This is a genomic window from Erythrobacter sp. YT30 (assembly GCF_001542875.1).
GTDB lineage: Bacteria > Pseudomonadota > Alphaproteobacteria > Sphingomonadales > Sphingomonadaceae > Erythrobacter.
In genome coordinates, this window is record NZ_LMAF01000002.1 from 384,270 (window position 1) to 398,710 (window position 14,441).

Below are 14,441 nucleotides of genomic sequence, written 5' to 3' on the forward strand. Positions count from 1 at the left end.
GCTTGAAAGCCTACACCAACCCCTTTTCCTGATGCTCTGCGAGCGCCTTTTCGTCCCACCCAAGCAGCTCTCCATAAATATCGGCGTTGTGCTGTCCCGGCGTGACGGGCGCGGAACGGCGGAAGCCTGAAAAGCTTTTCGAAAACTTCGGGAAAGCGTTTTGCATTTTGAGCTTGCCGCGCCCTTCGGTTTCCACCTCGATTATGGCCTCGCGCGCTTTGAAATGCGGATCTTCGAGCATGTCTTTCGCGGTGAAAACGCGGCCCGCGGGGATCGAATATTCGATCATCAAGGCTTCAACCTCGTCAATGGTATGCTTAGCCGTCCATTCATTGATGATTTCATCAAGCTCGGTCTGGTTTTCGCCCCGCGCCAGATGCGTTTTGTATCGCTCGTCCTCAGCCATTGCGGGCTTGCCCATGGCCTTGGCGAGCCGCGCGAATATCGCATCGCCATTCCCGCCGATCATGAATGGCCCGTCCTTACAGGAGTAGACATTGGAAGGCGCGATGCCGGGGAGGATTGAGCCAGAGCGTTCTCGGATAAAGCCGTTATAGTCGTATTCGGGAACAAGGCCTTCCATCACCTGCAAAACCGCCTCGTAAAGCGCGGTATCAATCACTTGGCCTTCGCCAGTTTTGTCGCGGTGGCGCAGTGCAGCAAGCACGCCCATACAGCCATAGCTTGCACACAACGTGTCTCCGATGGAAATGCCCATACGTGCAGGCGGGCGATCGGGATCGCCGACGATATAGCGCCATCCGCCCATCGCCTCGCCAATGCCGCCGAAACCTGCGCGAGTGGAATAGGGCCCAGTTTGGCCATAGCCCGACATACGCGCGATAATGAGGCCCGGATTGTCTTTGTGGAGTTCCTCAGGCGACAGCCCCCAGCGCTCCAAAGTGCCGGGTTTGAAATTCTCTATCAGCACATCGGCAGTCGCGATGAGTTTGCGCGCTATCGCTTGTCCTTCAGGTTCGCGCAGATTGCAGGTCACCGATTGCTTGTTTCGCGCAATGACTTCCCATTGCACTTTCGTCTCGCCCTGCCCCCAATTGCGCATTGGATCGCCTGCGCCGGGCGGCTCTATCTTGATAACTTCCGCGCCCATATCGCCGAGCAGCTGCCCGCAGAAAGGGCCGGCGAGAAGCTGACCCATTTCCACCACGCGGAGCCCGTCAAGCGCGCCTACTTTGTCGGCGTTGCTCATTCTGCCGCCTCCGCCATTTGATCGTGCCATTCGGGCTGGATGGGGGCTGGAAGGCCTGTTTCCTCCTCGCAATTGGCGCGCAGGGTTTCGATGCCGGGGCCATAATCGAAGAGCGGCAAGTCGCCACGCTCTGACCTGATTTTGCTGCGCATAGCCTCGGTCGCGGCAGTATCAACCGCGCCGTCTTCGTCCGCAACCACGCCGTATGCCTTTGCGCCTTCTGGCGTCACAAGGCCCTGTCGGATTTCAAGGCCAACCAGATCCGGATCACGCTCCAACGGATCGCCCCATCCACCGCCTCCCCAGGTGATGAAATGGAGAAGATCGCCCGCTTTCACCGGCACATCTTCGACTTTGTTGCCCACAATTACAGAAGTGCCATCGGCGCGTTCGAGGACTTTCTTGGCGCGCGCGCCCGGATGCCCTCCATTCACGCCCCATGGCGGCACGAACCAGCGATCATCGTGGATCGCAATCTCACCATCGGCAAGGAAACGATAGGTCATGTGGATGCCATTGCCACCACGGTGCTTGCCCGCGCCGCCACTGTCCGGCTCGGTCGAATACCGCTCGATCCGCAAGGGGAAGTAGCGTTCGAGAAATTCGTTGGGCACGTTGGTAAAGCCCGGCCAGAGCGAATGGCCATCGGGGCCATCGCCCAAGGGCCTGCCGGGAATGCCGCCAAAGCCAATCTGGAAAAGCTGGAACCAATCCCTCCGGTCTTTGCTCGTATCCCAGCCGGAATAGAACAGGTGCGGAGAGGAACTGAAGCCAGCAGCGTTCAGGAATTCTGGCGTACCCTGCCCAAGCAGACCGCCCAGAATGTCAAAAATCCGGCCCAAGGCATGCGTGCGGCCTGAGAGTGCCGCTGGGAATTGCGGCTTCAAGAGTGATCCTTCAGGAATTCGAACTTCGATCAGATCGTAGAACCCATCATTGAACAGGATTTGCGGATCGAAGACCATAATCATGTAGATGCCGAAGAACATCTTGAACATGTTCTCGTTGAGGAAGAAGTTGATCGAAGCAGCCGATTGCGGATCTGTCCCATCAAAATCGAGGATGACTTTGTCCCCCTCGCGCCACATGGTGCATTTGATCTTGTACGGGCCATAGCCCTTCCCATCATCGCAGATGTAATCTTCGAAGCTCGCCTTCGCCTCTGGAATGGCTTGCGCGATCAAGGCTTTCATTGCGCGATGATTGCGGGCGAGGAGCTCTTGTGTGGCCGAAACATAGACATCATCACCAAACCGCTCGGCCATTTCGATGATGCGTTTCGAAGCCACGCGGCAGCTAGCGATAAGCGCGTTCAAATCGGCCTGACACCAGTCGCGCTTGCGCGTCTGGTGCATCACCAGCTTCATCAGGTCTTCGTTGTATTCGCCCTTGCGCCAGATTTTGACAGGCGGAATGCGCACCCCTTCTTCGAAAATCGAACTGGCATTGATAGGCATGGAACCGGGCACGCTGCCGCCGATGTCGGACTGGTGGCCGAACATGGCGGTGTAAGCGATAAGTCGCCCGTCCTTGAACACAGGCAGCAGGACAAGCCAATCGTTTGAGTGGCTTACCGCGCCATCGCAGGAATAAGGATCGGACAAGAAAATCATGTCCCCATCCTCAATCGTGCCGTCAAATTGCGTCAGGAACCCATCGATAAAGCTGCCGAACTGGCCGACAATCATCTTGCCAGATGGGTCTGCGATCAGCGGAAAGGCATCACCTTGCTCCCGAATGCCGGGAGACATGGCGGTCCGCACAAGCGTCGCGTCCATTTCAATGCGGGCATTGCGCAGCGCGTTTTCGATGATGTCCAGAGTGACCGGATCAATCTCTACCGACTGAAAAGTGGTCTGGTTCGTTTCGATGATTTCTGCTGGCATCGTTTCAGCCCTCTTCCGTGAGATTGATCAAGATGTTGCCGACCTTGTCGACGCTCGCCGTGCAACCGTTTTCAACCAATGTGGTCGAATCCATCTCGGTAATGATGGCTGGGCCAGGGATGATATCGCCCTGTTTCAGCTTCGCACGATCATAGATGACGGCGGCGCGTTCTTCACCGTCCATCCAGAGCGTGTGGTCGCGGATTTTTGCGGCCGCAGGATCACCGTCGCCTTTGGGCAATTCGTTCGCTGGAAGATCAGGGGCAATGCCCAATGCGACCGCGCGAAGGTTCACAATTTCGTGCGGGGTTTCCATATTGAATGTAAACAACCGCAGGTGTTCAGCATCAAATCGGGCAAGCAGCCCCTCGATGCCGTCCTTCTCGAGCGTTGCCCGATCAATCGTCAGCGGCACTTCAAAAGCTTGCCCTGCATAGCGCACATCGACTTCAAATTCGGATGTGATCGCGCTTTCGGGCACTCCGTCGGCAAGCAATTCGCCGCGGGTCTGGTTTTCCATTTCATCGAGAACCGCCATCAATTCGCTGACATCTGTGTCCCTCGCAAGCTTGCTGAAGGACCGAGCGGTCTCGGTTCGCATCCGTGTGGTCGCATCGCCCAGCGCACAGAGCACACCGGGGGAGACGGGGCTGATCGCAGGCCAGCTGCCCATCAGTTTGGCAACAGCGTTCACGTGCAGCGGCCCCGCCCCGCCAAAACCCATGACTGCAAAATCGCGCGGGTCGTAACCTTGCTGAACCGAGATCATGCGCAGCGCGCCGAACATGTTCTCATTGACGATATCGATGATCCCGCGCGCTGCCTCCATCAGGCTGACACCGAGCGCGTCCGCGATTGTTTGTACGGCTTTTTTCGCACCTTCGCGGTCGAGTTGGAAACTGCCGCCGAGCAGGTCTTCGGGAAGATAGCCGAGCACTACATTTGCATCGGTTACGGTCGGCAATTCGCCGCCTTTGTTATAGGCGACCGGTCCGGGAACCGCGCCTGCGCTTTCCGGGCCCACGCGAAGCGCGCCGGTTAACTCGGGCACATGCGCGATTGACCCGCCGCCTGCACCCACGGTCTTCACATCCAATGCAGAAGCCCGCACCGACAAGTGCCCAACTTCCGTCGTGCGCTGTCGGCGCGGCTCCAGCCCCTCGATCAGCGCCACATCGGTCGAGGTGCCACCCACATCAAGCGTGAGGATGTTTTTGACGCCAGCATTCTTTCCCACCCAAAGCGCGCCGGTAACGCCGCCAGCAGGTCCAGACATGAGGATATTGACGGGATGCTCTTCAGCTTTCTGGCTCGACATCAAACCGCCATCTGAGCGCAGAAGCGACAAGCGCCCTTTCATCTCTTGCGCTTCGAGTTTGTCGCGGAGGTTCGAAACATAATTGCTCACAACCGGCCGCACGGCCGCATTGGCAACCGTCGAGAGCGTGCGCTCATATTCCTGCATTTCGGGGAGCACTTCGTGGCTGAGGCTCACCGGAATATTGGGCAGCTCTTCTGCGGCAATATCGCCAATTCGAGTTTCGTGCGCGCCATTGACGTATGCGTTGATCAGGCTGACAGTGAGCGCTTCAACCCCCTGTGCTTTGAGCTTGCGCATGGCTGCGCGCACAGCGTCTTCGTTAAGATCGCGCACGACGTCGCCATCGGCTCCCATGCGCTCTGGCACTTCGACGGTGTCTTCAAGATGTGCGAGCGGTTGCGGTTTGGGCCAGACAATCCAAGCCGCAAGGCCGCCGGGGACAAAGCTTCGAGCGATTTGCATCACATCGCGATACCCTTCGGTCACGATCAGGCCGACTTTTGCGCCCTTCCCCTCCAGCACCGCATTTGTGGCAACGGTTGTGCCGTGCAGGAAATACTCAATTTCCGAAGCAGCCACCCCAGCTTCCTGGGTGATTGCTTCAACGCCGTTCAAGATTCCTTCGGAGCTGTCATGAGGTGTCGATGGCGTTTTGTGCCGCCAGAATGCACCAGTATCCTCATTGAAAAGCAGGAGATCGGTAAATGTCCCTCCCACATCTACTCCCAAGCGATAACCCATAGCGGCGTTTGTCCTTTTTGTTGTCCGTCTCGCTGTATGGCGGCAGCGATGGTGAATGAGCCCCGCGCAACGCAGGATGCAGATGAATTAGTGAGGCAGCATGGTCATTCCGCTCAAAGTGTATACAAATTGTCACACTTGTCCGACTAACCGCGCCACTCTGAATATCGCCCTGACATCAGAGGCGATGCGACCCGAAGAGCCCACTGCTCGGAAAATAGCAGAAATTGCTGGATTTCTGGGAATCTTTCAGCAGTCGCCTAGGCCTTCGTTCGATTTCCTGTAAAGCTCCTGTGAAATTTAAGGGGGCGAATCTGCGTTGACTCTATTCAAATTGTATACAATGTCGCTCGCGGGGCGCAACGGTCTTTCGTTAGGGATGCGAAAGAAGGGGCGCATTACGAAGCACATCAAACGTGCCAAGCTTAAGGATCTCATCGCAATGCATTGTCGCAAAAGCCACCTGCTCGCAGCCGCCGCTTTTATCCCAGTTCTCTCCACCCCAGCGCTGGCGCAAACCGCACCTGACGCAGCCGAAGCGCAGGCGGAGGAAGAAGAAGGCGCGATTATCGTCACGGCCCGTCGTCAAAGTGAGACACTGGCCGAGGTGCCGGCGTCGGTGACTGTTCTGTCTGCCGACACGATCGAGAAAACAGGCATTCAGAACGCTGACGATTTTGTCCAGCTTACCCCTGGCGTCACCATTGTGACTGGCACAGCTGAAGCAGGCGACACGCAAATCAACATTCGCGGCATCAATGGCGCGCGCGATGCGGAAAGCTCAGTTGCGCTGGTGGTTGACGGGATTCTCAAAACGAACACCGCTCAGCTGAACCAGGATCAGGGAACGCTCCGTCAGGTCGAAATCCTGAAAGGTCCACAGGGCGCTTTGTATGGCCGCAACGCAGCAGCCGGTGCAATCGTGATCCAGACGGTAAAGCCTGAAGGTTTTCTCGAAGGCGGGATCGAAGTGAGCGCGGCAGAAGACAACACCTACCGCGCGAACGGCTATATCTCTACGCCCTTGGGTGAGAGCGCTGGCCTGGTTCTATCAGGCAGCTATTTTCACACGGACGGGTTCTTCTTCAACGACTTCCTCAATGACAATGTCGTCGACAATCAAGAGACATGGTCTGTCGATGGTCGTTTTGTAGTCGATCTTGGCACCAATACAGAGCTCGATATCAAGGCGCGCTATGCTGATCTCAATGGCGCATCAATCAACTACAATTCCTCGTTCCACCTACCCAATTTCGCCGGCGTGGACCCAGCGTTTTTCGAGGATGTGAACGAGCATCCCTTCAACTTCTTCGGGAATATCCGCCCGGTCAATGAACAGCAGACTTTTGAAATCTCGGCCAAAGTTGAACACCAATTCGAAGGAGCCATCCTCACGGCTTGGGCGCTTTACAGCGATGTTGAACAATTGCTGATTGCGGACGGCACATCTGCCGACTTTGCGCGCTTCACGTTCCCGGGCGCAACGCAGGCATCGATTGATGCGTCCAATGCCTGTTTTGCATCCACGGCCGAGCTTACCGGCTTCCCGATCAATCCTCCGACATTCATCGGCCAAACGCCCGTGCCATTTATCTTCGATCCCGCAACAGGCTCGACTTTCGGTGCGTTCAGCCCGACAACCTGCGATGGGACGCAGCTGCAAACACGCGATCAAAGCGACATCAGCGCAGAGATCCGCCTTGCATCCGATACAGATTCCCCCCTGCAATGGCAGATCGGAGCGTATTACCTGCACATCGACCGTGAAACCGGTGTTTCCCTGGGTGCGGATTTAGGCCTTGGCGTGAGCCGGGAGCTGTTCAATGGACCGGATTCAATAAATCCAACAACGCTCCTCTATAATGATGATTTTTCGACCGACGTTTATGCTGTGTTCGGCTCACTCGAATGGGAGATCACCGAGGATGCCCAGCTGGGTCTCGCGCTGAGATACGATATCGAGGATCGCAGCGTGACCAATCTGGTCCCAAACGTGAACGATCCCTTCACAGGTGGCCCGATCAATCCGGGGCAAGCATTTGGCCCGATCGCCCCGCAATCGGAATCTTTCAAGCAATTGCAGCCGAAACTGACGTTCCGCTACTCGATCAGCGACGATATCAATTTCTACGCCAACTGGGGTATCGGCTTTAAGTCGGGCGGCTTCAACAATCAGGGCTCTGCCGCGATTGTCGATCAGAACTTCAACCAGTTCATCGGCACTTCGGTCCTCATCACCGATCTGTTCGACAAGGAAACATCAAGCGCATTCGAAGCCGGTTTCAAAGGATCGGTTCTCGATGGCCGCGTCACGTTTGATCTTGCAGGCTACTACACCGAGATCGACGATATGCAGTTCTTCGAGTTTTTCGTGGGACCGTTTGGGTTGCTCCGCGTTGTCTCGAACATTGATGAGGTCGAAGTCATTGGTGCCGAGCTGGACCTGACAGCAGAAGTCATAGATGGGTGGACCGTGTTTGGCTCTGCCAACGTGACAGGCAGCGAGATACTTGCCAATTCCTCGCGCCCGATCACAGTCGGGAACCAAAGCCCCTACACCTCCGATTACACCATCAATATCGGCACACAGATTGATCAGCCTTTGACTGACACGATCAATTTCGTGGGCCGCGCGGATTATCGGATCACAGGGCCAACCTGGTTCCACACCGTGCAGGATGATACGAGCCCGACGCTCTTCAGCGGCCTTCTGCCAGGATCAGCGCTCGCACTGCCTTCGTTTGTGGGGGACGCTGATTACTCGGTAACCGAGCGCGACACCTTTGCGGTGCTGGATGTACGCGTAGGTCTTGAGATTGACAGCTTCCGCATCACCGCCTTTGCGGACAACCTCCTCAACGAGAAGTACTTGAACGAAGTCATCCCGGCGATTGAATTTGGCGGTTCGTTCATTTCACCCGGCGGCCTGCGCCGTCTGGGTGTTGAGGTTGGCTACAGCTTCTAATCGCGCCGCAAATACCAGCCCTTTGGGCGTCGCAACGATAACAAGACAATAAAAAGGCCGGGATGCTCGATTGGGAGCATCCCGGCCTTTCCGTGCGACCCAATTGGGCCCACTTATTTGCGATCAATCGACAGGCGACCAGCCCCGAAGGCTGCGACCTGAAGCAGGCCACCTGCCAACGCCAGGTTCTTGAGGAAGTGGATCATCTGATTCTGATCGGCAAAGTCAGAGTGGAAGACGATTGCCGCAACGATTGAGAAAACCGCCAGCGCGACTGCCGTAAGGCGCGGTTTCACGCCAACGACAAGCATGACGCCGCCGACGATTTCGAGCGCGACAACAGCATAGAAAGTCGCAGTGGCAAACGGCAGGCCTGCGCTGGCGATATAGCCTATCGTCCCTTCGACAGCGCCTAGCTTGTTGACGCCTGATAGGATGAAAATTGCGGCGAGAAGCAACCGACCACCAAGGGCGAGCATGTCTTGCGAAGTGAACTTGCTTGTCTCGATTGAGGAACCGGCATCTTGTGCGAGAGTGTTCATGGGATTTCTCCAATTGCAGTGGGTTAGAGGGAGGTCATGCGGGTACAGAAACATTGGAAGCTCTCTCGATCGCTGCAGCGATCTTGGCTTCGCCATCGGCGCCCATGATGCCGTCGGCGGCAATCACGTGCGTCTCGTTGATACCGAGAAAGCCAAGGAAGAATTTGAGCCAGCTGGACATGAAATCCATGTCAGACCCAATCGGAGTGCCCCCTGATGCCGCTGCGATGAATGCTTTCTTGCCTTCAAGCTGACCAACTGGGCCGTTTTCGGTGTACTTGAACGTAGTGCCGGCGCGAGCAACCAGATCGGCCCATGCCTTTACGACGGCCGGAACACCGAAATTGTAGACGGGCACACTGAAAACGATGGTGTCAGCCGCCTGCAATTCCGCGATCAGTGTATCAGCGATTGCAGCCAGTTCGGCCTGCTCTGGCGTGCGTTCAGCAGCTGGCGTCAGGTTCGCGTCAAAACGGGCAGCATCGACATAGGGAATATCATTGGCGCTCAGATCACGGGTGGTGATCGTCGCACCATCGCCAATGCTGGAGAGGATTGCGTCACCAATCTTGTTCGAAACACTCTCGGATCCGCGAATGCTGGATTTGATGTGGAGGATATTGGTCATGACGGGATTCCTTATTCTTCAAGCGTGAGGGGGAGAAAAAGTGGAGCCGACCAGCGGGGACTGATCGGCTCCGTCGGGGGTTATGCGGCGTCCACCAGGACAAGCTCGCTGTCTTCGAGCGCGGTGATGGTCACGGTTTCAAGGTCTGTGATGGCGACACCATCGCGTGCGTGTGCTTCAACATCTCCGATCTGCACTTTGCCGGTGGCAGGCACGAGATAGAGGTGCCGATCAGCGGCGGAGGGCGAGTAAGTCACGCTTTCCCCGGCCTTGATCGTCGCACCCAGAACACGGGCATCTGTCCGGATGGGGAGCGCGTCATTGTCATTCGCAGTTCCACTGGCGAGGGGCACAAAGCTTCCTGCCCGATCACCTTTGGGAAATGGACGGGCACCCCAGCTTGGCTCACCGCCACGCTTTTCCGGGATGATCCAGATTTGGAAGATTTGCGTGTCTTCATCTTCCAGATTGTATTCTGAATGCGCGATGCCAGAACCGGCACTCATCACCTGGACATCGCCCGCTTCGGTGCGGCCTTCATTGCCCTGGTTGTCGCGGTGCGTGATTGCGCCTTTGCGGACATAGGTGACAATTTCCATGTCGTTGTGCGGGTGGGTGGGAAAGCCCGTGCCAGCAGCAATCGTGTCATCGTTCCAGACGCGAAGGCTACCCCAGTGCATCCGCGAGGGATCGTGATAGCCAGCGAAGGAAAAGTGGTGGTGCGCATCCAGCCAACCGTGATTAGCAGCGCCAAGGCTTTCAAAGGGACGAAGTTCAATCATGATATGTCTCCTTTATCTGTGGGCTCGCTCTTTGTTCCGAGTGCCCGTCTTGAGAGCTGAAATAGGCGTGCATATTACTTCCGAATAGTGCGATAAAATTTGCACAAATGTTCAAATTATGCGAACATATTTGAATGAAGCTCGGCGAACCCAGCCTCGATCAACTGCGCATCTTTCTCGCTGTGGTGGATAAGGGCAGCTTTGGCGGGGCAGCACGGCGAATGGGCCGGGCGATCTCCGCAATCAGCTATGGCATTGCGCAAATGGAAGCGATGCTGGGCATCACTCTGTTTGATCGAGAGGGATCTCGCAAACCCGTGCTGACCGATGCTGGTCGCGGCATCCTCGCCGAAGCGCGCGCAGTGGTCGATCGCTCCGACGGGCTTTTGGCCAAAACGCAAAGCCTGCACGAGGGGCTGGAAAGCTCAGTTGGGCTGGCCATTGATGTGATGGTGCCGGGAGAAGCTAGCGCGCGTGTATTGCGCGAGTTTCGCGAGCAGTTTCCGACTGTGGCTTTACGCCTCCAGGTTGAAGCGCTCGGCGCTTTGGCAGCGTGCCTGCTCAACGAAGAATCCGAACTGGCGATTGGCGGCCCCGTGATCGGCGATATGCCTGAGCTGGAGCGTAGAGCAATTGGCGAGGTCGCGTTGGTGCCAGTCGCATCGCCAAGCCACCCGCTGGCGGCTGGAACAGCAAAACCCGGCGAAAGCCGAGAACATTTGCAGTTAGTCCTGTCAGATCGATCTGCCCTCACCGAAGGACGAGAGTTTTCGGTGCTAAGCCCCCTCAATTGGCGGCTGGGTGATCTGGGCGCGAAGCACGCTTTGCTGCGACAGGGGATCGGCTGGGGCAATATGCCCGAATGGATGATCGAAAGCGATCTTCAGACGGGCACACTGACTGTGCTCGAACTGCCTGAAAAGCCGGGCGCTGACTACACGCTCAGCGCAATTTGGAGGCGAGACACGGTACCCGGCCCAGCCGCCACATGGCTGATTGAAGCGTTCGAAAACGCGCTTTGCGGCTGATCAGACGGTCGGTTGCATGAAGCCGAGATCGCTCGAAGCGAACCGGCCGATATTTGGCGAGACGCTTGGCAACTCGCTGTTCGAAACGCCAAACCAGCGCGCAAGGGTCGCTGAGTATTCATCAACCGAAGTAGTAGGCAGCAGGCGTCCGCGTCCGACCTGATCAGGAGTGTCGACAGAAACGCTAGGCGCGGTGCCATAAAAACGTCCGCCATTGACCGCACCGCCCATAACGAAGTGGTGGGAACCCCAGCCATGGTCTGACCCATCGCCATTCGAAGCCAATGTCCGGCCAAAGTCCGAAGCGGTGAATGTCGTCACCTGATTGGCGACGCCCAATTCGACTGTCGCTTGGTAGAACGCATCCATCGCGGCATCGACACCAGAAAGTAGTCCCTCATGCGTGCCGATAAGACCATCGTGGTTATCGAAGCCGCCCGTTGAAACGAGGAAGACCTGACGCGTTACACCCAGCGAATTGCGCGCCGCGATCAGCGAGGCAACCGCGCGAAGCTGATCGGCAAGGCGATTGCCGCTGCCAAAATCAGTGCTGACATTGGCATTTTCCAGCGCATCATTGACGAATTGCCCGTATTGGATCGAACGGTCATTCACCATTGCATGATCGGCTGCGAGGACATTGCCGCTGCCCGAACGAAGGATCGTATCGAGTGCCGCAGGTGTCTCGCGCGAGCCGAACAGGCGGTTGCGACGCAACGGCCGAAACAAAGTCGCGCCATTGGACGAGACTTGATACGGAACAGCATCCCTGCCGCTCAAGAAAATAGCATTGCCGGACACGTTGATGCCGGTAAACATCGCGTTTGTGTTCGAGCTTTGCGCAAGATCGGCCATCCGGCCACCCCATCCTGATGGAGCGCCCTCTGGCGCGGAGCTTTGCCAAGTGGATTGCTGGTCATTGTGCGAGAACAATTTGGCAGGAATCGGAACGCTGCGGTTTTGATATTGCGCCAATGTGGTGGGCGCCTCTAGCGGGCCCACATTGAGCAGCGGAGCCATGTTGCCCTGATCATAGAGCGCTTTCATCCCCGGCATGGTCGGGGCAAGCGCATACGTGATGTCGTCCGTCAGCGTTTGACCCTGCGGTGCTTGCAGCACCGAACCAGCAAGCGACGCGCGCGGCAAAGCGATACCGCCACCGGCTTCGGATCCTTCACCGCCTCGGATTTCCGAATAACGGGTGTAATTCGGCAAATCGTAGGGGATCAGCGTATTGCCGTGGTCATTCCCGCCATAAAGGAAAATGCAGACAAGCGCCTTGTACCCGCCAGCATTGGAAAAGGCGGCTGCCTCTCCAAGGCCAGCAAGCCCCATTGCATAAGAAGATGCAGCCCCTATCGCGGCCAACTGGCTTGACCGGCGCATAAAGGCCCGGCGCGACAGCTCGGATTGTTTACCAATAAACATTGCGCGAACCCCTTATTTCTGAACCAGATAATCGGTGGATGCCATCACCAGAAGAACAGCCGTGTGAACGCGCTGCAGGCGATCTTCGGCTTCACTGCCGGCATCAATGGTGATCGTATCGAGCGCACCAATAATGGTGGAACGGACGTCATCAGACAGCTGGTTGGCTGTCAGCAACAGATCCAGCCGGTCGACAAGCGCGGTACTGTCATCGGCGATGGCAGTTTCAGCCGAATAATCGAGTTCAACATCATCAAGATACCAAACCGAGTTATCAATCGCTCGCTCGAGGAAGTTCACATATCCTGCTACCGAGGTTTCGTTGACGATCTGGAATTCAGGAGCGACCAGATTGTTGGCAGCTGCTTGTGACATCGTCGGGAAATATGTCGGGCGGAAGAAGTTGAAAACCGAGGGCGGGCGCAGGGGAGACTGGCCCAAACGGCTTGCCGGATCGGACAGTTCGCGAATCTCGAAATTACCACTCGTCGAACGGATGCCGAATGTCCGGCCCAACTGGACGAAGCGCAGCATTGGTTCGCGCAGTTTGCCGAACGCAGGATCGGAAGCGTTGGCGATATTGAGTGCCTCATCATCAAGCAGGATCGCTTTGAAGACGGCGCGCAAATCGCCGCGTGTGCCGCTGCCATTGTTGGCGAAGACATCGGCAACTCGCTGAACATAGGCTGGGCTCGGATTACTAGTCACGAGACGCTGGATCATCTGTCTGGAGAAGAACGGCCCGACATTGGGATGTTCGACCAAGTGATCTAGCGCGAGACGCAAGCTTTCCTCGGGCCCGGTTCCTGCCGGAATGGTGAGGCCAAGGAACGTTTTTTCCTCTTCGGAATGGAAGCTCTGATTGGTAGTCCAGCGCCAGCGCGATCCATCAGCTGTCATGGGCTGGCGCACATAAAGCGCATCGGGCACCATCCAGGTTCCGTTGAAGGCCTGCGTTTCGCTGACATTCGTGAAATCGTAATCGTAGCCAGTGAAGACCTTCGCGATGCCAGTTACATCATCGTTGTCATAGGTCTCAATCGGATTGCCGCCATTGAGGCGTTCTGTGCCATCCGGATTAAGCTCGAAAAGGCCAATGGAGAACAATTGCATGATCTCGCGGCCATAATTCTCATCAGGAACGCGGCCCTTGTTGGGATCAGCCTTGCGATTGCCCCGAGTGTTGAGAAACACACCCATCGCCGGATTGAGCGTGATGTCCTCAAGCAATTGACGATAACTGCCAAACGCGTTGCGATTGAGGATATCCCAGTACTCGCCGATGGCAGGCGAACGGTGCGCGATGCCGATGCTGTTGAAGGAGACCACAAAGAATTCGGACATTGCCAGCGCAACGCGTTTGCGTACCGAGCTGCCACCGCTCATCAATTGTGACCAGATCATGTAGTCGCCTGGGTCGCGGCGATTGTACCATTGATTGCTATCGACCTGATCGTAGCCACGCGCCGCAAAATATTGCTGGGCGGTCTGGCTGTTCTGCTGGTTCATTTGTGCATCAAGCCAGGGCTCGTATCCCTGATCCTGCACCTGTTGAATGGCTGCAGGGCTCGCTGCGAAAGAGGTTTGCAGGAGGAAGCGCGCTGCCTCAGTATCGTTCTGCGGCGCAGCGACAGTTGGCGCAGGAGTCCCGCCACCGCCGCCGGCGAATGCGCCGCCGCCACCACCGCCGCCATCGCCACCGCCGCCTCCGCAGGCGGCAACGCCCAGTGCCAGCGTGCTTACCGCTGCTGCACGCGCTGGCGCCGTTGCGATGGCAGGCGCAATCGGCTCTGCAGCCTCCGCGCGAGCTTCGACGTTTGAAGCGATTTCCTGATTTGGCTGGTCTTTCGCCGTGGTCTTCGGCTTGGTGGTCGTCGTGGTCGTCATTTCCCGTCCCTAACGTTGGAGAC

Annotated in this window: 10 protein-coding genes; 2 read left to right on the forward strand and 8 right to left on the reverse strand. The window is 56.9% G+C overall.

Features of this window, described 5'->3' with window-relative positions; translation table 11 throughout:
• Nucleotides 1–10: 10 nt before the first annotated feature.
• The 3 genes from AUC45_RS06500 to AUC45_RS06510 are packed head-to-tail and all read right to left on the reverse strand — an operon-like array spanning nucleotide 11 to nucleotide 5,158.
• Nucleotides 11–1,210 (reverse strand): CaiB/BaiF CoA-transferase family protein, encoded by a 1,200-nt coding sequence (locus AUC45_RS06500; protein WP_067600069.1) that lies wholly within the window; start codon nucleotides 1,208–1,210, stop codon nucleotides 11–13.
• Complete coding sequence (locus AUC45_RS06505; RefSeq protein ID WP_067600072.1) at nucleotides 1,207–3,096, reverse strand: hydantoinase B/oxoprolinase family protein; 1,890 nt, start codon at nucleotides 3,094–3,096, stop codon at nucleotides 1,207–1,209. Before AUC45_RS06505 ends, AUC45_RS06500 begins: the two co-directional genes overlap by 4 nt.
• A 4-nt stretch (nucleotides 3,097–3,100) precedes the next feature.
• Complete coding sequence (locus AUC45_RS06510) at nucleotides 3,101–5,158, reverse strand: hydantoinase/oxoprolinase family protein (RefSeq protein ID WP_067600075.1); 2,058 nt, start codon at nucleotides 5,156–5,158, stop codon at nucleotides 3,101–3,103.
• A 442-nt stretch (nucleotides 5,159–5,600) separates the two neighbouring features.
• On the opposite strand from AUC45_RS06510, the gene AUC45_RS06515 reads away from it, so the two are divergent.
• Complete coding sequence (locus tag AUC45_RS06515; RefSeq protein ID WP_067603602.1) at nucleotides 5,601–8,123, forward strand: TonB-dependent receptor; 2,523 nt, start codon at nucleotides 5,601–5,603, stop codon at nucleotides 8,121–8,123.
• Nucleotides 8,124–8,236: 113 nt separating this feature from the next.
• Here the strand turns inward: AUC45_RS06515 and AUC45_RS06520 are convergent, their stop codons facing one another.
• The 3 genes from AUC45_RS06520 to AUC45_RS06530 all read right to left on the reverse strand — a co-directional run bounded on the left by AUC45_RS06520 (nucleotide 8,237) and on the right by AUC45_RS06530 (nucleotide 10,075).
• Nucleotides 8,237–8,665 carry a DoxX family protein gene (locus AUC45_RS06520; RefSeq protein ID WP_082701008.1) on the reverse strand — a complete coding sequence of 143 codons (429 nt, stop codon included), beginning with the start codon at nucleotides 8,663–8,665 and terminating at the stop codon, nucleotides 8,237–8,239.
• A gap of 34 nt (nucleotides 8,666–8,699) precedes the next feature.
• Complete coding sequence (locus AUC45_RS06525) at nucleotides 8,700–9,293, reverse strand: FMN-dependent NADH-azoreductase (RefSeq protein WP_067600077.1); 594 nt, start codon at nucleotides 9,291–9,293, stop codon at nucleotides 8,700–8,702.
• An 80-nt stretch (nucleotides 9,294–9,373) separates the two neighbouring features.
• The gene (locus AUC45_RS06530) at nucleotides 9,374–10,075 is read right to left on the reverse strand and encodes a pirin family protein (protein ID WP_067600080.1); all 702 of its coding nucleotides are present in this window, start codon (nucleotides 10,073–10,075) and stop codon (nucleotides 9,374–9,376) included.
• Nucleotides 10,076–10,209: 134 nt separating this feature from the next.
• On the opposite strand from AUC45_RS06530, the gene AUC45_RS06535 reads away from it, so the two are divergent.
• Nucleotides 10,210–11,103: a LysR family transcriptional regulator gene (locus tag AUC45_RS06535; protein WP_067600081.1), complete on the forward strand. Its 894-nt coding sequence runs from the start codon at nucleotides 10,210–10,212 to the stop codon at nucleotides 11,101–11,103.
• Here AUC45_RS06535 and AUC45_RS06540 read toward each other — a convergent pair whose 3' ends face one another.
• Both AUC45_RS06540 and AUC45_RS06545 read right to left on the reverse strand, forming a co-directional pair.
• Nucleotides 11,104–12,531, reverse strand: a complete 1,428-nt coding sequence (locus AUC45_RS06540) for a DUF1501 domain-containing protein (protein ID WP_067600084.1) — start codon at nucleotides 12,529–12,531, stop codon at nucleotides 11,104–11,106.
• A gap of 12 nt (nucleotides 12,532–12,543) precedes the next feature.
• The gene (locus tag AUC45_RS06545) at nucleotides 12,544–14,418 is read right to left on the reverse strand and encodes a DUF1800 family protein (RefSeq protein ID WP_082701009.1); all 1,875 of its coding nucleotides are present in this window, start codon (nucleotides 14,416–14,418) and stop codon (nucleotides 12,544–12,546) included.
• Nucleotides 14,419–14,441 lie beyond the last annotated feature (23 nt).